This is a genomic window from Streptomyces sp. NBC_00249, from assembly GCF_026342355.1.
In the GTDB taxonomy this organism is placed as follows: domain Bacteria; phylum Actinomycetota; class Actinomycetes; order Streptomycetales; family Streptomycetaceae; genus Streptomyces.
The window spans coordinates 207748-228171 of the sequence record NZ_JAPEMV010000009.1 but is presented as its reverse complement, the minus strand read 5'-3'; the positions used below and the strand labels follow the sequence as shown (position 1 = coordinate 228171).

Genomic DNA, 20424 nt, shown 5'->3' with positions numbered 1-20424 from the left:
GGCCGCGTCCCTCAGCGGCACACGCCACACGCCACACGGCGCCGGGTCGCCCGCAAACGCAGGCGACCCGCGGGCTCGGGTCTCTCCCCTGCAGTGGGAGAGGCCGGCCGGACGTACCGGCGAGCCCGCGGGTCGGGTGACTGCTTGGGTTTGGCACCTGGCGACTCCGCCGGGCACCGCACTGGGTGCGTTGCTGACGACGGGCCGTTAGCCCGCAGCCACCTCACGCGTCCGGTTTCCGTACATTTCGGGAACCACCTCCCTTCTCGTGTAATGCAGAGCCTAGACCCGCCTCCCGGGGGCCTCAACTTATTTATCGGGCTCGCACAAAGCCGAGCAACTCACCTATCTCACACAGGAGTTGCTCCCTACACTGGCCTCCCGCTTCGGGGGAGGGGTGTCATGAGCGCACAGCAGCGGCTGCCACGCGACTACCGGGTCCGGGCCCAGCAGATGACCGCCGTCTACATCGCCGTCGGGCTGGGAACGCCCGGCATCGCCCTGTCCGTGCTGAACCTCGACGATGTGCCCGGCGGGGTGAAACTGCTGGTCATGGCCCTGGTCCTGGCCCTCTTCGGCTGGCTGGTGTGGGCCTCCAAACGCTGCGCCACCTCCGCCGACCTCGAGGGCATCCGGGTCCGCCGCTTCACCGGGAGCCGCCGCCTGGCCTGGGCGGACGTCCAGGACATCCGGGCCGTGCCCAATCCGGGGGCGGCCGCGGCGAAGAACCAGCCGAACGTCATCTCGTACGCCTACGACTACGCGGGGCGCCGGGTCCAGCTCATGTACGTGGACGACAACCACGTGGACGTCCCGCGCGAGATCGCCGTGCTGCGGGCCGCCTGGGAGGAGCTGCGCGGCCCCGACTGGGAGCCGGAACCCGAGGCGCTGGAGCGCATCGAGCGGCAGGCGGTGCGCGAGGGGCGGATGCTGACCGGGATGTACTGGGGCTGCGGGACCTTCGTCGTGATCGCCCTCGTGGTGATGGTCGTGCTGATCACGAGCGACTGAGTCCGCGACCGGGGCCGCACCCCCGCCCGCCGGCGGGACATTCCGGGAGGATTCCAGGAACCGGGTGTGGCCTGCGTCACGTTCCAGTTCAATGATCTGACGTGCCGCACACGCGAACACCTGCAGGGGGTGCCAGGTGAGTGCTTCCGGACGTGGCGAGACCACCGACGATCTGCTCGCAGCGCTGCTCGACGGGATGGACGCCGCCCTGTGCGCGTTCGACTCCGACGGCGTGATCACCCACTGGAACCGCGAGGCCGAGCGGATCCTCGGCTGGTCGGCCGCCGAGGCCGTCGGGCGCCGCGGGTTCGCCGGCTGGGCGGTCCGTGCCGCCGACGCCGACGAGATCCGCGAACAGCTCATGTCCGCGCAGGACGCCCCCGGACGGCAGGTGCACGAGTTCGCCCTGCTGACCAAGGAGGGCGGCCGGATCCTCGTACGGACCCAGTCCGCGGGGGTGCCCGGCGCCGACGGGAAACCGGCCGGGGTCTACTGCGCCTTCAGCGAGGTGCACGCCCAGATCGACCTGGAACGCTCCATCGCCCTCAGCGAGGCCCTGATGGACGACGCCTCCTGGGGCGTCGTCCTCGTCGACGTCGACCTGCGCCCGGCGGTGGTCAACACCCATGCCGCCCGTGCCTTCGGGGCCGGGCGCGGCGCCCTCCTCGGGCGGCCGCTCGGGGACCTGCTGGAGCAGGGCGTCGAGGAGCTGGAGGGGGCCCTCCAGCACGTCCTGGCCGAGGGTGCGCCGCGCGCCCCGCTGGAGCTGTGGGTGTCGGTGCGGACCCCGGAGGGGGTGCGGCGCCGGTGCTGGCGGTGCGGGTTCCTGCGGCTGGCGTCGCCGCTCGCGGAGGAGCCGGTGCCGCTCGGGGTGGGCTGGCTGTTCCAGGACGTCACCGAGGCCCGGCAGGCCGAGCTGGACACCGGGCAGCTGCGTTTCCGGGCCAACCAGCTGCACCGGGCGGGCCGGGCCGCCGCCGAGTGCGAGGACCCGGCGGAGGCGGCCGCCGTCCGCCTGGACTTCGCCCTGGCCGGTTTCGCGGAACACGCGCTGGTCGACGTACTGGAACCGGGCCCGGGGCGGCGGCTCGTCCGCTCGGCCGTGTCCCCGTCCGGGCTGACGCTGCTGCTGCCGGAGCCGGGTGCGATCCCGGTGCGCTACGAGGCCGCGCACCCGGCGCTCCAGGCCCTGGACCGGATCGGCCCGGTCCGCGCCAGCGCGCCGGGCACCCCCGGCGGCGAGGCGGCCGAGGCCTGGGCCCGCGCCCGCCGCTGGCCCCCGGGCGCCGCGCACGCCCTGTGCACGGTGCTCCGCAGCCGGGGCAGGACCCTGGGCGCCCTGACCTTCGTACGCGGCCCTTCGCGCCCGCCCTTCGAACGCGCGGACGCCTTGTACGCGGAGGAGGTCGCGGCCCGCGTGGCCGCCGACCTGGACCTGGCGACCCGGCCGGGCTGAGCCCCGGCCACCGCGCCCGCCGGGGGCCGGTGCCGGGGTCAGTGCCGGGGCCGGTGCCGGGGTCAGTGGCGGAAGAAGATCCGGTCCCCGTACTCCTGCATCACGCGGCCGTTCCACTCGTGGCCGCCGTCCACGTTGCCCGAGCGCAGCATCGGGGGCTCCAGGCCCCGGGCGGCGAGCTCGCCGGCCGCGGCCGCCATGACGGCCTGCATGATCGCGCTGGTGACCACGGTGGAGGCGGGGGCGAAGGGGGCTTCGATGCCGTCGGCGGTCAGCTCGGCGTCGCCGACGGAGATCTTGCTGTCGAGGACGATGTCGCAGTGGTCCTTGAGGTAGGTGCCCGAGACGTGCCGCGACTTGGTCTCCGTCGCGTACGCCACCGAGGTCACGCCGATCACCTTGAGGCCGATCGCTCGGGCGTTCATGGCCATCTCCACCGGCAGCGCGTTGCGGCCCGACAGCGAGATGATCACCAGCACGTCTCCGTCGGAGGCCGGGCTGCTGTCGAGGACGGCTCCGGCGAGCCCGTCGACCCGCTCCAGGGCGCTGCCCAGGGTGGCGGGCATGATGTCGATGCCGGTGGTGCCGGGGACGGCGAGGAAGTTCATCAGCGCGAGTCCGCCGGCCCGGTAGACCACGTCCTGGGCGGGCAGCGAGGAATGCCCGGCACCGAAGGCGAACAGCCGGTTCCCGGACGCGACGGCCTCGGCGATGACCGCCCCGGCCTCGCCGATCCGCGCCGCCTCCTCGTCCCGCACCCGCTCCAGCAGGCCGATGGCGGCGTCGAAGAACTGCCCGGCCAGCTTGCTCTCGCTCATACGCCGAAGGCCCTTCCAGGGTGGGGTGAGGTTGGGTGAGTCGTCGTTGTCCGCCGCTCACCGTGCGGTCTGGACCAAGGGCGTGTCAATACGAACGTCAATCCCGGGCCCAAAGCCCTGGCGGTGGGCCCGGGGGCCGGACCGGGGGTCGGCCGGGCCCGCAGGGGGGAGATGTCCCGTACATGCCTTGACGCTCGGCGCGGGACGGTTGTCGGCCCGATGCGTCAGAATTGGGGGCAGGGCCAGCGCACGCAATCCGAGGGGCAAGAATGTCCGGACTGATCGACACCACGGAGATGTATCTCCGCACCATCCTGGAGCTGGAAGAGGAAGGTGTGGTCCCCATGCGCGCCCGGATCGCCGAGCGGCTGGACCAGAGCGGCCCCACGGTGAGCCAGACCGTGGCGCGCATGGAGCGCGACGGTCTGGTGGCGGTCGCCAGCGACCGCCATCTGGAGCTGACGGACGAGGGCCGCAAGCTCGCCACCCGCGTGATGCGCAAGCACCGCCTCGCGGAGTGCCTGCTCGTCGACGTCATCGGCCTGGAGTGGGAGCAGGTGCACGCGGAGGCCTGCCGCTGGGAGCACGTGATGAGCGAGGCGGTGGAGCGGCGCGTGCTGGAGCTGCTGCGCCACCCGACCGAGTCGCCGTACGGCAACCCGATCCCGGGCCTGGAGGAGCTGGGGGAGAAGGCCGAGGCGGACCCGTTCCTGGAGGACGGCATGGTCAGCCTGTCCGAGCTGGACCCGGGCACGGAGGGCAAGACGGTGGTCGTCCGCCGGATCGGGGAGCCGATCCAGACGGACGCCCAGCTGATGTACACGCTGCGGCGGGCGGGCGTGCAGCCCGGTTCGGTGGTCAGCGTGACGGAGTCCCCGGGCGGGGTGCTCGTGGGCAGCGGCGGCGAGGCGGCCGAGCTGGACGCGGACATCGCCTCGCACGTGTTCGTCGCCAAGCGCTGAGCCGTCGAAAGCGAAAGCGAAAGCGATAGCGAGAGCGGTACCGGAACAAGCGGAACCGGAACAAGCGGACTGCGGGATGTGGAAGGTCCCGGCGCCTTGCGGCGCCGGGACCGGTCCTCCCCTAGCTGACCTGGAGCCCCGAGCTCTCAAGGTCATCCCCTTCGGACCGTCTTCCCCGAGCGGCCCGCCTCCCTGCTGAAAGGATCTCCATCGGCAGCGGCGGCCAATCCTTGAGCAAGGTCACTCGAAAGAGCGGTGTTGTCGGCGAGACACCCGTTTTCGAATGCGGGTTCGATAGTCTGGCCGGGAGTGAAGGGGGTGCATCTGCGGTGGTACAGCGCATCGATGTGACGGGGGCCGACGGCCTCCGCCTTGCCGCCTGGGAGTTCCGCGAACCGCCCGCGGAGCAGCGGGCTCCAGGCGTCCTGTTACTCCACGGCCTGATGGGCCGCGCCCTCCACTGGGCCGGCACCGCGCGCTGGCTCGGCGAGCACCGCCGCGTCGTGGCGCTCGACCAGCGCGGCCACGGCCACAGCGACCGCCCGGCCGCCGCCCCCGGCAGCACCCACCCGTACGGGCGCGAGGCCTTCGTCGCCGATGCGGAAGCCGCCGTGGAGCAGCTCGGCCTCGCCCCCGTGACCCTCATCGGCCACTCCATGGGCGCCCTCACCGCATGGCAGCTCGCCGCGCGCCGCCCCGAGCTGGTCCAGGCCCTCGTCATCTGCGACATGCGGGCCTCGGCCCTCGGCGAGACCTCGCAGCAGGAGTGGGAGGAATGGTTCCGGCGCTGGCCGCTGCCCTTCCCCACCCAGGACGCCGCCCGCCGCTGGTTCGGCGAGGACGACCCCCGGGTGGAGCGCCCCGATCCCGGCCGGGGTGCCTTCTTCGCCGATGTCATGCACCGGGCGCCGGACGGCTGGCGCCCCCTCTTCTCCCGCCGCCAGATGCTGACGGCCCGCGAGACCTGGGTGCACGACGCCCACTGGGAGGAGCTGGCCCAGGTCCGCTGCCCGACCCTGGTGGTCCGGGGGCTGGACGGGGAACTGGGCCGCGCCGAGGCCCAGGAGATGGTCCGCGTCCTCCCGGAGGGCCAGTACGCCGAGATCCCCGACGCCGGCCACTACCTCCACTACGACCAGCCGGCCGCCTGGCGCGCGGCCCTCGAACCCTTCCTGGAGGGAGTCAAGGCGACGACCGCCTAGGGGCGAGGAGGCCCTAGGCCGTCTCTTTCGATCCGGAAGAGGCGGCCTGGCCGGTCCCCGGGCGAGCGGTTCGAAGGTCCATGCGCCGTGCCAGGCGCCGGGCATGAGGACGTACGTGCTCAACTCCGGCTCCTTGGCGGTCAGTCGGTGACGGACAGCACGATCTTGCCGGTCGTGCGGCGGGTGTCGGAGAGTTCGTGGGCCTTCCCGGCGAGTTCCAGCGGCAGGACGGTGTCGATCTCCGGCCGCAGCAGCCCCGCCTCCGCCAGCGCCGCGACCTCCCGCAGCCCCGCCTGGTCGGCCTCCACCGCCATGAAGGCGGCCCGCAGCCCCTGCGGCCGGGCGACCTCCGTCAGGTAGGCCTCGGCGGGCGAGGCCAGCGACACCAGGATCCCGCCGGGGCGCAGGGCGCGCAGCGAGCGCGGCCCGTACTCCCCGCCGATGGTGTCGAGGACGACGTCCACCGGGTCGACGGCCGTCTCGAAGTCGGCCCGGGTGTAGTCGACGAGCTCGTCCGCACCGAGGCCGCGCAGGACCTCGTGCTTGGCGGCGCGCGCGGTGCCGACGACGTGGGCGCCGCGGGCCTTGGCGATCTGGACGGCGAGGTGTCCGACGCCGCCCGCCGCCGCGTGGACCAGCACCCGCTGCCCGGGCCGGACACCGGCGGTGTCCACCAGGGCCTGCCAGGCGGTCATCGCGGCCAGCGGCAGGGCGGCCGCCTGGACGTGGCTCAGCGCGGCCGGCTTGCGGACCAGGTGCCGGGCGGGGGAGGTGACGTACTCGGCGTACGCGCCCGCCGGGAGCGGGTGGCGGGGCATGCCGAACACCTCGTCGCCGACGGCCAGGGTGGTGACGCCGATGCCGACGGCCTCGACCACCCCCGAGAGGTCCCAGCCCAGCCGGATCACCTTCCCGCCGAGCCCGCCGGAGGCCCGGTGCCAGGAGTCCGTCGGGTTCACGGCGGCCGCGTGGACCCGTACGAGGACCTCGGCCACCCCGGGCTCCGGCCGCTCGGCCTCGACGACCTTCAGCACCTCGGGTCCGCCGAAGGCGTCCTGGCCGATCGCCCGCATGGTGGTCTTCGACATCTTCGTTCTCCCAGCTCAGTGGGCCTCCCGTGGCCCGTCGAGAGCAAGATTCGCGCAGCGGGGCGAGCGGAACGAGTGGCAAGAATGCCAGCATGTGACAGGATCTTGCCATGCATCGTGTCGTCGTCCTGGCCCTCGAAGGCGCCTACCCCTTCGAGCTGAGCATCCCCGCGAAGATCTTCGGGACGGCCGCCGGACCGGACGGCGAGCCGCTCTACGAGATCGTCACCTGCAGTCTCGACGGCCGCCCGGTGACCACCAGTTCCGACTTCACCATCGCCGTCTCCCACGGCAGCGAGGCCCTGCGCACCGCCGACACCCTCGTCATCCCGCCGTTCACCTGCGACGCCGACGACGCGCGCGACTGGCTGCCCGGCGAGCTGGCCCGGGCCCTCGCCGGGCTGCCGGCCACCGCCCGCGTCGTGTCGATCTGCTCGGCCTCCTACGTGCTCGCCGCCGCGGGCCTCCTCGACGGCCGCCGCGCCACCACCCACTGGAACCAGGCCGCGCACTTCCAGCGGACCTTCCCGCAGGTCGAGGTCGACGCCGACGTCCTGTTCGTCGAGGACGGCCGGGTGTACACGGCCGCCGGGGTCGCCGCCGGGGTGGACCTGTGCCTGCACCTGCTGCGCCGCGACCACGGCAGCGAGATCGCCAACCGGGTGGCGCGGCTGTGCGTGGTCCCGCCGTGGCGGGAGGGCGGGCAGGCCCAGTACATCGAGCGGCCCATGCCGGAGCCCGACGCCGCCACCACCGCGGCGACCCGGGCCTGGGCCCTGGAGGAGCTCCACCGGCCGCTGCCGCTCGCGGAGCTGGCGGAGCACGCGCGGATGAGCGTACGGACCTTCTGCCGGCGTTTCCGGGACGAGGTGGGGATGCCGCCGGGGCAGTGGCTGGCGCAGCGGCGCGTGGACCACGCCCGGCGGCTGCTGGAGACCACCGACCTGCCCGTCGACCAGGTCGCCGCCCACGCGGGCTTCGGCACGGCCGTCTCCCTGCGCCAGCACCTCTCGGCGGCGATCGGCGTCTCTCCGACGGCCTACCGCCGCGCCTTCACGGCGTCCCGCCTGTAACGGGCGCGGCCGCGGGCACGGCCGGGGGCTACGGGTTGTGCGGGAGCCAGCCGCGCTGGACCGCCCGGACCCCGAACTCGAAGCGGCTGGCCGCCCCCAGACGCTCCATCAGGCCGCCCGCCAGCCGGCGGGCCGTGCGCGGGGAGACCGCGAGGCGCTTGGCGATGGCCTCGTCGGTCAGGCCCTGCGCCAGCAGCCGGATCACGGTGGTCTCCTGCGCGGTGAGCGCGCTGTCGTCGCGGTCCCGGTCGGCGCCGAGGGGCTGCGCGCCCGCCCAGACGTTCTCGAAGAGCGCGCACAGCGCCGTCAGGGTGCCGTTGCCGGTGAGGATCACCGCACCGGCCGAGCTGTCGTCGCTGCTGACCGGGATGACCGCCGTGGTCCGGTCGAAGATCATCAGGCGGGTCGGCAGGTCCGGGGCGGTCCGTACCTCGCCGCCCAGCTCGGACAGCCACGTCGCGTACGCCACCGTGCCCAGGCTGTTGCGCACGCTGTCCTGGAACAGCGACCGCATCCGCACGCCCCGGCTCAGCAGCGCCAGGTCGCTCGGCTTCGACGCCTCCAGGGTCTGCGGCTGGTGGCCCCCGCCGGGGGCGAAGGTCATCAGCTCGGTCTGGAGCCCGTGCGCCAGGCCGGTGATCCGGCTGCGGATCTCGTCCAGGCCCACCAGCTGCTCGACCCCGGGGCTGGCCGCCGCCGGACTCAGGTCCGCGAACTCGGCGATGAGCTGTGCGGCGGCCGCGCGGGACGCCTCGATGCGCAGCTGCTGGGCCGCCAGTTCGGCCTGCTGGCGGGCCATCAGGATTTCCATGCCGACCTCGGGCGAGACCGCGCGCAGTTCCCCGGCCTGCTCGTAGGACGGGCGGATCAGGGCCAGTTCGCTGAGCGCGTCGAGGCTGCGCCTGACGTCGGCGTCGGGCATGTCCAAGCGCGCGGCCAGGGCCCGCACCCCGTCGCGCGGGTGGGCGAGCATGGAGCGGTAGACGGCCTCTGCGGTCGAGTCCAGGCCGAGAGTGGCTAGCACAGCGGTTCCCCCCGTGTGACGCCTTGTTGATCAAGGTGACGGCATCATCCCACGCGGGCCTATACGGAACCAGCATGTGGACGCTTCCGGCCAGGGCCCGAAGTGTCCTGAATGATCGCTTCGGCCCGAGGGCGTCAGGCACCAGAGTGGAGCCCATGTACCTCATCCACGCCGGCCTTCGAGCCCCCTCCGGCGGCGGGCAGCTCCCCGTACGCGCGGCGGAGTCCATGCTCGCCCTCGCGGAGACGGACGTGAACACCCCGGTCGAGCACGTCTCCGCGCACGCGCACGCGCTGCCCGATCCGGTGGTGGGGGTGTACGTCCTCGCGGAGAACCTGGAGGCGGCCGAGCGGGCCGCGGAGGTGTTGTGCCGCCGCGCGGTCGAAGAAGTACGGGCCCTGCGCGGCTGGACGGTGACCCGCGTCGGCGCCCCGCTGGTCGCCCCGTACTACGAACACCTACTGAAAACCTCTTCCGGCCTCGCTGGACGGATTGGGACAGGGCCGTTTCCGTCCATCTGAAAGCTCTTCCACCCCACCTGAGCTGCGACGAAGCTAGGCATCGCCAGCAGGGAACACCACCCGGCAGGCACACCGGACGAAGCGTCACCGCGGGACGCGAGACCGGATCGCCCACTCGTCACAGCTCTCGTGAAGGAACCACTCCCATGCTGCGCAACCGTCTCGCCAAGGCCGCCGCGGTCACCACCCTGACCCTCGCCGCCCTCACCCCCGCCCTGGCCGGCCAGTTCACCGCCGACGAGACCCGCGTCACCGCCACCACCGCCTGGGAGACCGCCCCGACCGGCAAGAACACCACCGCCTGGGAGTAGCCGGCCCGGGCCCCACCGAGGCCCCCCGCACCGCCCGAGGCCCCCGCACCGCCTGACCCTCACCGCACCACCCGCGCCCTGCGCGCCACCCTGAACTTCCTTGCCCCACCCCGAACTTCCCCGCTCCGCCCCGGGCCCCCGTCCGTCCGCCGGCCTGACAGCTGCTCCTGCAGGGCAGCCGTCCCCCGCCGCCACGGCCCGCCCGACCCCTTCAGGCCCGCACCGGGCCCGCCCTGCGGCCTCCCCGCGCCGCAGCGCCGCAGCGCCGTCGAACTTTCCTCCACACCCACCGGAGCTTCGCCATGTCCCGCCTCAAGACGATCGCCATACGTCTCGCCTCGACCTCGGCACTCGCCGCGACCGCCTTCACGATGGTCACCGCCGCCCCGGCGCACGCCGCGTCCCTCGGCGACAGCATCGCGTCGACGGCCCGCGCCGAGAACGGCAACGGCGCCTGTGCCCACGGCGGTTACGTCGGCGGCCCCGAGCAGCACAGCAGCTGTTCCGGCGGCCGGACGGCACACGCCTGGTGCGCCGACTTCGCGGGCTGGGTGTGGGCCCGCAACGGCGTCAAGAACCTGGACGACCTGACCGACGCGGCGCTGTCCTTCTACGAGTACGGCGACAAGCACGGCACCCTCTCCAACACCCCGCACGTCGGCGACGCCGTCGTCTTCAACTACGGCGGCAGCTACGCCGACGACCACGTGGCCCTCGTCACCGGCTTCGACGGCACCACCGTCACCTTCACCGGCGGCAACCAGGGCGGCGGCGCCGGCATCGTCAGCACCAACAACACCAGGAACTGGCGCGTCGGCCAGATCCCGTGGGGCAGCCAGCGGATCAGCGGCTACATCTCGCCCACCGGCAGCAACGCCCCCTCCTACCCCAACCCCGCCTCGCTGGCCGGCGGCACGCTGGTGAAGTCGCCGAGCGGCCCCGCCGTCAAGGTGATGATCGAGGGCGCGGGCATCCCGGTCGCCGCCTCCGACGTCGGCCCCGACCAGTACGACCTGAGCAAGATCGTGACGATCGACGACTCGGCCTTCCGCTCCCTGGCGAGCGCCCCGCCGGCCGGCACCGTGGTCCACGACCAGGCCGGCGGCAACGAGCGCTACGTGGTGGTCGACGGAGCCGCCCTCAAGATCGGCGCCGCCGACTGGACGGCCGCCGGCTACAACACCCGCCGGGACATGGGCGTCCCGACCGCCTGGCTGAACGAGGCCAAGCAGCGCAGCGTGGCCTCCGGCCTCGTGGTGATGGACCAGACCGGCAAGGACCCGTCCCGCTACGTGATGGTCGACGGCGCGGCGCTGCACATCTCCGCCGAGGAGTGGACGTCCGCCGGCTACAACCTGCACACCCTGGTCGGCGTCCCCGGCGAGTGGCTGAAGGCCGCCACCACGAAGACCCCGGGCAACGGCATCGTGGTGATGAACCAGGACGAGAAGGACCCGTCCCGCTACGTGATGGTCAACGGCGCGGCGCTGCACATCGCGGCCGAGGAGTGGACGGCCCACGGGTACGACCGGCTGATGCTGATGGGCGTCCCCGGATCGTGGCTGGCCTCGTCCGTGTCCAAGCAGGTCCCCGACGGCACGATCATCAAGGACGCCTCGGGCGCCGACGCCTCCGTCTTCGTGATGGCCGGCGGCAAGGCCGTCAGCCTGACCTACGCCGACTTCACCGGCCTCGGCTACGACAAGCGTCCGCTGGAAGGCGTCCCGACCGCCTGGCTGACCACGGCGAAGACCAAGGCGGCCCCGGCCGATCACACGATGCTGCTCTCCCAGGACAGCAACACCGTCTGGGAGGTCCTCGCGGGCAAGAAGCGCGCGATGAAGGCCGATGAATTCGGCGCCGGCAAGCGCAGCTTCAACGACGTGGTCTCCGTCCCGGTGGCCTTCACGGCCTCCCTGCCGACCGCCCCGGTGCAGGCCCCGCCGGCCCCGTAAGGCCCCGGCCCGACGTACCACCGCGCACCCCCCCCAAGAGCCGCCCGGCCGTCCCCCGGCCGGGCGGCTCGGCCCCGCCCCGCCCGGCCGCCGCCGCGCCCCCAGACCTTCGAGGAACCCGCCCATGAGCTCCGCCGTGCGCAAGCACTCCGCCCTCGCCGTCTCCGCCACCGCCCTCCTCGCCCTCGTCGTCCCGCTCGTGGCGAGTTTCCCCGCCTCGGCCGCGTCCGTGGCCACCTGGGACAAGGTCGCCGCCTGCGAATCCACCAACAACTGGAAGGCGATCGACCCGACCGGCAGCTACTTCGGCGGCCTCCAGTTCTCCCAGCAGACCTGGTCCGGCTTCGGCGGCCTCGCCTACGCCTCCCGCGCCGACCGGGCCACCAAGGAACAGCAGATCCGGATAGCCGAGAAGGTCCTCGCGGTCCAGGGCGAGCGGGCCTGGCCGAACTGCGGCCCCGCCGCGCACCTCGGCGCCGACCACGCCGACCCGTACCCGGAGGGCCCCTCCTACCCGAACCCCGCCTCGCTGGGCTCCGGCACCCTCGTCAAGTCCCCGAACGGCGCCTCCGTCAAGGTGCTGATCGAAGGCGCGGGCATCGCGGTCGCGGCCTCCGACGTCACCCCCGACCACTACGACCTCGGCAAGATCGTGCTGATCGAGGACGCGGCCTTCCGCGCCCTGCCCGACACCCCGCCGGCCGGCACCGTCATCCACGACGAGGCCGGCGGCAACAGCCGCTACGTGGTGATCGACGGCGCCGCCCTCAAGATCGGCGCCGCGGACTGGACGTCCGGCGGCTACAACATCCGCCGCGACCTGGGCGTCCCGACCTCCTGGCTGCAGAGCGCGGCCCAGCGCACCGTCGGCAACGGCCGCGTCGTGATGAACCAGAACGAGCAGGACCCGGCCCGCTACGTGATGGTCAACGGCACCGCCCTGCACATCTCGGCCGCCGAGTGGACGGCGAACGGCTACAACCAGCGCGCCCTGATGGGCGTCCCCGGCGAGTGGCTGGCGAACGCCGTGGCCCGCCAGCTCCCGAACGGCAGCATCGTGAAGGACGCCTCGGGCACCGACGCCTCCGTCTTCGTGATGGCGGGCGGCAAGGCCGTCAGCCTGACCTACGCCGACTTCACCGCCCTCGGCTACGACAAGCGCCCCCTGGACCCCGTCCCCGGCACCTGGCTCACCGAGGCGAAGACCAAGCCCGCCCCGGCCGACCACACGATGCTCCTCTCCCAGGACAGCAACACCGTCTGGGAGGTCCTCGCGGGCAAGAAGCGCGCGATGACGGCCGACGAATTCGGCGCCGGCAAGCGCAGCTTCGACGACGTGGTCTCCGTCCCGACCGCCTTCACCACCGCCCTCCCCACCACCCCCTGACCCCACCACGAAGGGCCGGTCTCCACTCTCCGGGGGGAAAGTGGAAACCGGCCCTTCAGGACGTCCGTCAGGAAGGCAGCATCTCGGTGTCGTCGGAGTGTGAGAAGAGACGGATGACCGCCTTCCGTAGGTCGCTCATCGCCTGGATCCGGAAGCTGAGTCCTCGGCGCAGGTGGATGTAGGAGCGGCTCTTCCCCAGCGCCTCCCGACTCGGATCGCGGACGAACGTGCCCCAGAGCGCCAGCTGTTCCTGGAGCGCCGCGAGGTGGTGGTCAAGGACGGCGACGGCCTCGCTCTGCGTGAGTCCGTTGCCCAGCAGGCCGTACGCGAAGTCGCCGAGAGCCTCCCGGGCCGCAAGGAGGACGTCGACCACGGCCGTCCCGTCCGTCGGTGCCGACGAGACGTCCACGAGCCAGGCCGCGTGCGACCGCGCATGCTGCGCGAAGGCGTCCAGGAACCGTTGCTCGTTCCCGATGTCACGCAGGACGCCCCGCATGGCCTCGCTCCGGTCGCGCTCATGGGCGTAGCCGGGCGGGTGCACCGGGACGACCGGGGGGTTCCCGTCCAAGGCAGCCAGGTCCACCTCGCCCTGGTCGAGGCCGGACCGCGCGGCGAAGGCCGTGATGTTGCGGAAGCCGACCCCGATGACGAGGGCCTTGTCGACGGACCGCAGAAGGTCCGCATGGTGCTGGGCCAGGAGCTGGTCGAGCGCCGCCGCGTCCTCGTTGCCCCTTTCACGAGCGCCGTGGTCAGTCATGCGCCTCCTCCTTCCTCGTGACGAGGAGGGCCGTCAAACGCTCACGGGCACGCTGGTAGCTCTTCCGCACGGCGGCGGGCGACTTTCCGAGGTGAACCGCTATCTCCTCGTGGTTGAAGCCGTCGAGCGACCACGCCATGGTCTGCCGTTCGGCGGGAGGGAGCAGGGCCAACGCGTCCATGATGCGCCGCTGTTCCTCGGACATCAGCACGGTGGCCAGCGGACACGTTCCGCCGGGCCGGTCGGGTACGGGATCCCAGGGGGTCGAGCGGCTCGTGGCCTGCCGCAGGTAGAAGCGGTACGCCGCCGTGCGCAGGTAGGCCTTCGGGAACTCCAGCGTGGCCCACTTGTCGGGCAGGAGAGCGCAGAAGGCCTCGTGGGCGGCGTCGGCCGCCTCGTAGGCGGTGGCGCCCACGTGCATCAGGAACACCGTCACCCGGGGCATCTCGTGCCGGTAGAAGGCCTCGAAGTCGGGGGTCCGGGCGGGGGCCGGGATGATCCACTGCCGTTGCGATCCGACCTGCCCGGCGGTGCTCGGGAGCTCGGCCACGTCAGCTGCCCTCGTCGTGCTTGAACGCTGCTGCGCCGACGACGACGTCGACGTGCCGGTCCGCGGACCTCTCGGTCAGCCGGCTCCCCGGGGGGAGGGACCGGATCCTGTCCAGCAGCCCTTGCTGGGTGAGCGCCGTGCGCCGCACCTCCGCGTACGCCCTGATCCAGAGGTAGCCGAGGCGTACCAAGTAGGCGGCGACCGCCGCTCCCGCCGCTGTCAGGGGTGAAACCGGGTCCATGGCCGCTCCTCCGGTCCAGCGGTGCGTTCCGCCCGCGTCTGTTCCTTAGAGCAGGACGGGGCGCCGAGTGTGACATCGCACGACCCGCATTCCCCGCCCTGCCGTGGGAGGACCCCGACCTCAGACTTCGACGCGGGACCAGGTGTCGCCGGCGCGCAGCCAGAGGACACCGTCGCGACCCTGCGCCCTCTGAAGGACCGCACCGCCGGGCATGAGGACCTGCTCCTGACCGGTGATCTCCCAGGTCGTTCCCATGAGTTCGGCGCGGGTGAGGCGGACAGTGGGTGTGTTGTGGAAGCGGTGGCTCAGGATCGCCCGGTTGCCGCGTACGGCGATCCCGTCCGTGCGGTCGGCGGGGTCGTGGTAGCTGGTGACGGTGCCGTCGGCAGGGTCGATCCGGGAGAGGAAGCGGCCCTCGTGGCTGTACCAGGCCATCCAGACGGCCTCGCCCTCCGTGGCGCCCGCGCCTGCGCCCAGAGGTAGGGAGGGGAGCTTCGACGGGAACCAGGTGGCGGCGCCTTCGGTGTTCCAGCCCGCGAGGCCGGATCGTGACTCGGGATGGCGGCCGTAGACGCCCTGGTCCCCGTAGGCGGTCCAGATCCGGCCGCATCGGTCGGTGACCACGACCTCGATGTCGTCACCGAGGCAGAAGGGGGGACCGACCGGCCGGCCGGAGGCGGAGAACGCGACAGTGTTGTCCTCCCAGGCGCCCCGCTCGTCGGGGGCGGTGTGGCCGGAGGTCAGGAGGAAGCGTCCCCCCGGCAGCAGGGCCAGATGCCAGGGCCGCATCTCTATGCCCTCGACCGGCGTGCGTCGTTCCCCGGTAGCGGAAACGACGACCAGTTCGGCATCGAAAGGGGTGCGTAGACGTCGTTCGGGGTCCAGGTGGCGCCCGTCCACCAGCATCACGGCGAGTTCCCCGCCGGGCCCCGTGCTCCACCACAGCGCATGCCGTCCCGCCCGGGCGTCCTCGTCGGACAGGCGCCACACGACGGTCGGTTCGATACCACTCACGGGCATCACCCTCAGGACTTCAGGGGCCTACGCCACCCGAAGATTTCCACGCTACAGGCCCCACCCGGGGTCCGGGCGGACAACGCCGACGAGGGGGCGCCCGGCCCGTGCCGGACACCCCCTCGCGGGACCTGGGTCAGCCCTTGCTGACTGCCAGGAGGATTTCCGGGAGGTTGCGGGCGACCGTGGGGGCGGAGAGGCGTAGGCCCGCCCAGGTGGCCAGGGTGCCCCAGGCGATGCCGAGGGGGAGGACCAGCCAGGTCAGGCCGTCCAGGCCGTCCCCGACGTTCAGGTAGACCGTCAGGGCGATCACCGGGGAGCAGATCAGCGCCGAGGCCAGCATGCCCAGCGCGATGCCCGCCCAGGCCAGGCCGGCCTGGCCCGGGACGACGTTCTTGAAGGCGCCCTCCGTCGGGATCGAGTACGGGAAGCGCGCCGAGGCCAGCGCGCCCGTGCACAGCATCGAGCCCAGCAGGGCCAGCGCCAGGCCCAGGGCCGGCGGGAAGCCCGACCAGTTGCCCACCAGGGCGGCCGTGACCACCGTGACGAGGACCGTGTACGGGACGGTGACCAGGGCCAGCGCACCGGCGCGGGCCCGCAGTTCCTCGTAGGCGTCGCGCGGGGTCGAGATGGTCTGCGCGACCATCCAGAACGCCGAGGTGTCCTGACCGAACTGGTTGTACATCTGCATGCCGAGCATGCCCGCGCCGAAGCACGCCAGGTACACCGAGCCGGTCCCCTGGAGGGCGTTGAAGACGGGGACGATCGCCCCGATCGCCAGCGACGTCACCCAGGCCGCCTTCGTCTTCGGGTCCCGCACCACGTAGCGCAGGCTGCGCTGCACCGCCGCGCCCGTGCGGCCCCCGGGCAGCAGGGCCCACGGCCCGCCCGTACCGCGGTCCTTGTGGGGTGCGGCGGCGGCCAGGGTCGAGCCGTCGGGGGTGACCATCAGGTGGGTCAGGCTCCGCTCCCAGAACCACAGCAGGCCGGCGAGGGCGGCCAGCGTCAGCGCGAGCTGCGCCGCCGCCACCCCGTACGCGCCGTCGCTGACCGAGTCCACCATGCCGACGGCCGTCGCGGGCGGCAGCCACCGCACCACGGCCTCCACCGGCTCAAGCTGGCTCAGCCCGCCCTGCTGGAACAGGCGCTGCGAGGCGAAGTTGGCGAACTGCGCGCCGATCGCGACCAGCAGCCCGCTCAGCAGCGCGAGGTCGCGCCCCTTGCGGCTGGTCAGCAGCTGGACGTTGGCGGTGGCCACGGCGCGGGCCAGGGTCACGCAGCCGAGGAGCAGCAGCGGCGCGCCCACTACGGCCGCGGCGACGCCCGCCGCGCCCCGCGCGACGGCCGCGACCGAGCCGACGGCCAGGCACAGCGTGAACACCGGCCCGATCCCGACCAGCGAGGACGCCAGCAGGGCCCGTACGAGCGGACGCGGACGCAGCGGCAGCATCACGAGCCGGCTCGGGTCGAGCGTCTCGTCCCCCGTGGGGAAGAACAGCGGCATGACGGTCCAGCTGAGCGCCAGGATCGCGGCGAGCAGCACGACGACGGTGCCCGCGTGGACGTGCCCGTGCAGCATGGCCAGGCCGAGGGTGACCAGCACGCTGAAGGCCAGCGAGATGACGAGGCTGCCGATCCAGGCGGCCTTGCGCTTCGAGGAGCCCTTCAGGCCGTTGCGCATCAGCGACAGTTTGAGGCGGACGAACAGCGGGGTGAGGGAGGCCTCGGCGGGCCCGGTGCCGGCGCCGCTCATCGCGTGCCGCCGAGCCAGTCGAGGTGGTCGCCGGTGGCGCGGTCCTGGGCGCCGACGAGTTCGAGGAAGGCGGCCTGCAGGGAGGGCGCGGTACCCCGTACGTCGGCCAGCGGGCCGGCGGCGCGGATCTGCCCGGCGGCCATGACGGCCACCCAGTCGCAGAGCGATTCGACGAGCTCCATCACGTGCGAGGAGAACACGACGGTCGCACCGGACGCGGTGTAACGTTCCAGCACCCCGCGGATGGTCTGCGCGGACACCGGGTCCACACCCTCGAACGGCTCGTCCAGGAAGAGGACTTCGGGGTTGTGCAGCAGTGCGGCCGCCAGGCCGATCTTCTTGCGCATGCCCGTCGAGTAGTCGACGACCAGCTTGTGCTGCGAACCCGCCAGGTCCAGGACGTCCAGCAGCTGCGTCGCCCGCTTGTCGGTCTCCTCGCCCGGCAGCCCCCGCAGCCGGCCCATGTAGCCGAGCAGCTCCCGCCCGGAGAGCCGCTCGAACATCCGCAGCCCCTCGGGCAGGACGCCGATGCGCCGCTTCACCTCGACGGGGTCGGCCCACACGTCGCGCCCGGCGACGAACACCCGGCCCATGTCGGGGCGCAGCAGCCCCGTCACCATCGACAGCGTCGTCGTCTTGCCGGCGCCGTTCGGGCCGACGAGGCCGACGAACCGGCCCGCCGGCAGTTCCAGGTCTATCCCCCCGACGGCGATCTGCTCGCCGAACCGCTTCCACAGTCCTTCCACCCGCACGGCCGCGGACGGCGCGGGTCGCGCGCCACCCGCCTGGCCGTCCGCCTTGCCCGCCGCATCACCCTGGTCCGGCATGCGCCTGCCTCTCGTTCTGTTCCCCGTGGTCGTACGTTCCTCACGATAGGAGGAAGGGGAGAGCGGCAGTAGTTACGTATGTCATGAACCCGCAGGTGATCGGGCCGGCCGGTCGCGACCGGGCCGCGATCAGGCCTGCGCGTTGCGGCGGTTGCGGGCCGCTGCGGCCTCGCTGCCGCAGGCGTACGCGAGGGCGTCGATCAGCTCCTCCGTGTCCGGCAGCCAGCGGTTCGCCGGCGTGGGCTTGCGCGCCCACTGCACCGGACCCTTGCCGCCGAAGCGGGTGGGCGGGGCGACGACGTACTCGCCCTCGCCGCGCGCCGCCAGGTCGAGGAGCGACGGCGACCAGCCGGACTTGCGCACCAGGTCCGCCATCTTCGCCCCGGCGCCCGGCAGTACGAAGAACAGCATCCGGTGGTCGGGGGTCAGGGTGACCGGCCCGAGCGTGCGCTGCATCCGCTCCAGCCGGGCCAGCGCCAGGAACCCGGCGGCGTCCGGGACGTCCAGCACGTCGAAGGTCCGGCCGGTCGGCAGCAGGATCGAGGCCTGCGGCTGCTTGCCCCAGATCCGGCGGACCCCGACCGCGCTGCCCGACGCCAGCGAGGCCCAGTCCTTCACCGCCGGGTGCGCGCCGGGCGCCGGGCAGTCCGCCGCCCCGCAGGAGCACATTTCCCGGCCGTCGCCGGGCTCCAGCCACGTACCGGCGAAGACGTCCCAGTGCCGTTCTTCCACGTACCGCACGGCATGGTCGAGCAGCTGTTCGCCACGCTGCTTGGGGATGGGCGCGGTCTCCGTGACTCCGATGGTCTCTTCCACGTCCTTCACAACTCCCGCGGTCACCGGGGGTTACGGGCGTAAACCAGCCGGTGGGCGGTGCATCGATCCTGCATACGGGGCGCACCGGTGCACGCACGGGGGCGCGTAGGAGGCCGGGGCGCGGTCGTTGGGTAACGACACGACGCAGAGGGGAAGATTCTCCGCACTTCAGGCGGGAAGTGATCATTCCAACGCTCTCCCGTGGCTTCAGGGGGTTTTCAATGGCAGCCAGGCCTCTCGTCGCCCGTCAGCCGAACGAACGGCTGCAGGCGCTCATCCAGGAAGCCGGGTGCTCCAACGCCGGGCTCGCCCGGCGGGTCAACATGTGCGGGGCCGAGCACGGCCTCGACCTCCGCTACGACAAGACCTCCGTGGCCCGCTGGCTGCGCGGTCAGCAGCCGCGCGGCCGGGCACCCGGCATCATCGCCGAGGCCCTCGGGCGCAAACTGGGCCGGACCGTCACCATCGACGAGATCGGCATGGCCAACGGCAAGAACCTCGCCTCCGGCGTCGGCCTGCAGTTCTCCCCGACCGTCGGCGGCGCCATCGAGCAGGTCTGCGAGTTGTGGCGCAGCGACGTCGGGCGCCGCGACTTCCTCTCCGGATCGAGCGTGGCCGCCTCCGCGCTCGTCGAGCCCAGCCGCGACTGGCTGATCACCGGCGCCGACCCGCAGGTCGCCCGCAGCGGCGGGGCGCGCGTCGGGATGTCCGACGTGGAGGCCGTCCGGGCCACCACGCAGGCCCTCACCGAACTCGACCACCGCTTCGGCAGCGGGCACGTGCGGCCCGTCGTCGTGCACTACCTCAACTCGGTGGTGTCCGGGCTGATCGGCGGCTCCTACCGGGAGCCCGTCGGGCGGGCGCTGTTCGCGGCCGTGGCCCGGCTCACCGAACTCGCCGGGTACATGGCGGTGGACACGGGCCAGCCGGGCCTGGCCCAGCGCTACTACATCCAGGCCCTGCGGATGGCGCAGGCCGCCGGGGACCGCGCGTACGGGGGCTACGTCCTGGCCGCCTCCATGAGCCACCTCGCCGCCGAACTGGGCAACCCGAGGGAGATCGCGCAGCTGGCGCGGGCCGCGCAGGAGGGCACGCGGGGGCAGGTCACCCCGAGGGTGGAGGCGATGTTCTACGCCGCCGAGGCGCGCGGGCACGCGCTGCTGGGCGACGCCCGGTCCACGGCGGTGCTGTCCGGGCGGGCGGTGACGGCGCTGGAGCGGGCGGAACCGGAGTCCGGCGACGACCCGGTGTGGATCCGGCACTTCGACCAGGCGTACCTGGCCGACGAGCTGGCGCACTGCCACCGGGACCTGGGGCAGGCCGACGCGGCGGGCAAACGCGCCGAGGAGGCGTTGCGCGGCCTGCCGGTGACCAAGGCCCGCCGCCGGGCCATCGGGCTGCTGCTGCTGGCGGCGGCGCAGGTGCAGCAGCGGGAGGTCGAGCAGGCCTGCCAGACGGCGACGAAGGCCGCCGAACTGCTGGGGACGCTGCGCTCGCGGCGTGGCGCGGAGTACCTGGACGACTTCCGGACGCGGCTGGAGCCGTACCGGGAGGAAGCGGCGGTCAGGGAGTTCGGGGCGCGGCTGGAGGTCCAGGTGGCCTGACGTGTCCGCGGCGTGACCGGGTAGCGTGACCCGACGGTTCCGCAGGTTCGGTTC

General features: G+C 72.9%; 20 protein-coding genes. 10 read left to right on the top strand and 10 right to left on the bottom strand.

What is annotated here, in order from left to right:
* The first annotated feature begins 402 nt into the window (after positions 1-402).
* A complete protein-coding gene (locus OOK31_RS32935) occupies positions 403-1011 on the top strand; it encodes a PH domain-containing protein (protein WP_267091063.1) in 609 nt (202 codons plus the stop codon).
* A gap of 136 nt (positions 1012-1147) precedes the next feature.
* Positions 1148-2467, top strand: a complete 1320-nt coding sequence (locus OOK31_RS32930; protein WP_267091062.1) for a PAS domain-containing protein — start codon at positions 1148-1150, stop codon at positions 2465-2467.
* A gap of 62 nt (positions 2468-2529) precedes the next feature.
* Here OOK31_RS32930 and OOK31_RS32925 read toward each other — a convergent pair whose 3' ends face one another.
* On the bottom strand, positions 2530-3285 hold the full coding sequence (locus OOK31_RS32925) for an SIS domain-containing protein (protein ID WP_267091061.1): 756 nt from the start codon (positions 3283-3285) through the stop codon (positions 2530-2532).
* A gap of 269 nt (positions 3286-3554) precedes the next feature.
* Here OOK31_RS32925 and OOK31_RS32920 point away from each other — a divergent pair, with 269 nt between their 5' ends.
* Positions 3555-4247 (top strand): metal-dependent transcriptional regulator, encoded by a 693-nt coding sequence (locus tag OOK31_RS32920; RefSeq protein ID WP_267091060.1) that lies wholly within the window; start codon positions 3555-3557, stop codon positions 4245-4247.
* A 329-nt stretch (positions 4248-4576) separates the two neighbouring features.
* Positions 4577-5449, top strand: coding sequence for an alpha/beta fold hydrolase (locus OOK31_RS32915; protein ID WP_267091059.1), 873 nt, complete (start codon positions 4577-4579; stop codon positions 5447-5449).
* A 140-nt stretch (positions 5450-5589) separates the two neighbouring features.
* Here OOK31_RS32915 and OOK31_RS32910 read toward each other — a convergent pair whose 3' ends face one another.
* Complete coding sequence (locus OOK31_RS32910) at positions 5590-6537, bottom strand: NADP-dependent oxidoreductase (RefSeq protein ID WP_267091058.1); 948 nt, start codon at positions 6535-6537, stop codon at positions 5590-5592.
* Positions 6538-6647: 110 nt separating this feature from the next.
* On the opposite strand from OOK31_RS32910, the gene OOK31_RS32905 reads away from it, so the two are divergent.
* Positions 6648-7610, top strand: coding sequence for a GlxA family transcriptional regulator (locus OOK31_RS32905; protein ID WP_267091057.1), 963 nt, complete (start codon positions 6648-6650; stop codon positions 7608-7610).
* A gap of 28 nt (positions 7611-7638) precedes the next feature.
* Here OOK31_RS32905 and OOK31_RS32900 read toward each other — a convergent pair whose 3' ends face one another.
* Positions 7639-8634 (bottom strand): helix-turn-helix transcriptional regulator, encoded by a 996-nt coding sequence (locus tag OOK31_RS32900; protein ID WP_267091056.1) that lies wholly within the window; start codon positions 8632-8634, stop codon positions 7639-7641.
* Between the two features lie 155 nt (positions 8635-8789).
* Here OOK31_RS32900 and OOK31_RS32895 point away from each other — a divergent pair, with 155 nt between their 5' ends.
* The 4 genes from OOK31_RS32895 (at position 8790) to OOK31_RS39475 (ending at position 12808) form a co-directional block, all read left to right on the top strand.
* Positions 8790-9155 carry a hypothetical protein gene (locus OOK31_RS32895; protein ID WP_267091055.1) on the top strand — a complete coding sequence of 122 codons (366 nt, stop codon included), beginning with the start codon at positions 8790-8792 and terminating at the stop codon, positions 9153-9155.
* A gap of 146 nt (positions 9156-9301) precedes the next feature.
* A complete protein-coding gene (locus tag OOK31_RS32890) occupies positions 9302-9466 on the top strand; it encodes a hypothetical protein (protein WP_267091054.1) in 165 nt (54 codons plus the stop codon).
* Positions 9467-9768: 302 nt separating this feature from the next.
* Positions 9769-11421, top strand: a complete 1653-nt coding sequence (locus OOK31_RS32885; RefSeq protein ID WP_267091053.1) for a CHAP domain-containing protein — start codon at positions 9769-9771, stop codon at positions 11419-11421.
* Between the two features lie 124 nt (positions 11422-11545).
* Positions 11546-12808 carry a transglycosylase family protein gene (locus OOK31_RS39475; protein WP_323188279.1) on the top strand — a complete coding sequence of 421 codons (1263 nt, stop codon included), beginning with the start codon at positions 11546-11548 and terminating at the stop codon, positions 12806-12808.
* A gap of 67 nt (positions 12809-12875) precedes the next feature.
* Here OOK31_RS39475 and OOK31_RS32875 read toward each other — a convergent pair whose 3' ends face one another.
* The 7 genes from OOK31_RS32875 to OOK31_RS32845 all read right to left on the bottom strand — a co-directional run bounded on the left by OOK31_RS32875 (position 12876) and on the right by OOK31_RS32845 (position 18775).
* Entirely contained in the window at positions 12876-13565 is a 690-nt protein-coding gene (locus OOK31_RS32875; protein WP_267091052.1) for a hypothetical protein, read from the bottom strand.
* Complete coding sequence (locus OOK31_RS32870; protein WP_267091051.1) at positions 13558-14115, bottom strand: RNA polymerase sigma factor; 558 nt, start codon at positions 14113-14115, stop codon at positions 13558-13560. Before OOK31_RS32870 ends, OOK31_RS32875 begins: the two co-directional genes overlap by 8 nt.
* Before the next feature lies 1 nt (position 14116).
* On the bottom strand, positions 14117-14356 hold the full coding sequence (locus OOK31_RS32865) for a hypothetical protein (RefSeq protein ID WP_267091050.1): 240 nt from the start codon (positions 14354-14356) through the stop codon (positions 14117-14119).
* Between the two features lie 120 nt (positions 14357-14476).
* Positions 14477-15370, bottom strand: coding sequence for a hypothetical protein (locus OOK31_RS32860; RefSeq protein ID WP_267091049.1), 894 nt, complete (start codon positions 15368-15370; stop codon positions 14477-14479).
* Between the two features lie 136 nt (positions 15371-15506).
* Positions 15507-17123, bottom strand: coding sequence for a transporter (locus OOK31_RS32855; protein ID WP_267091048.1), 1617 nt, complete (start codon positions 17121-17123; stop codon positions 15507-15509).
* The gene (locus tag OOK31_RS32850) at positions 17120-17950 is read right to left on the bottom strand and encodes an ABC transporter ATP-binding protein (protein WP_267091047.1); all 831 of its coding nucleotides are present in this window, start codon (positions 17948-17950) and stop codon (positions 17120-17122) included. Before OOK31_RS32850 ends, OOK31_RS32855 begins: the two co-directional genes overlap by 4 nt.
* Before the next feature lie 129 nt (positions 17951-18079).
* Positions 18080-18775, bottom strand: a complete 696-nt coding sequence (locus tag OOK31_RS32845) for a bifunctional DNA primase/polymerase (RefSeq protein ID WP_267091046.1) — start codon at positions 18773-18775, stop codon at positions 18080-18082.
* A gap of 212 nt (positions 18776-18987) precedes the next feature.
* Between OOK31_RS32845 and OOK31_RS32840 the strand changes: the two genes are divergently transcribed.
* Positions 18988-20370 carry a transcriptional regulator gene (locus OOK31_RS32840; RefSeq protein ID WP_267091045.1) on the top strand — a complete coding sequence of 461 codons (1383 nt, stop codon included), beginning with the start codon at positions 18988-18990 and terminating at the stop codon, positions 20368-20370.
* Positions 20371-20424: the final 54 nt, after the last annotated feature.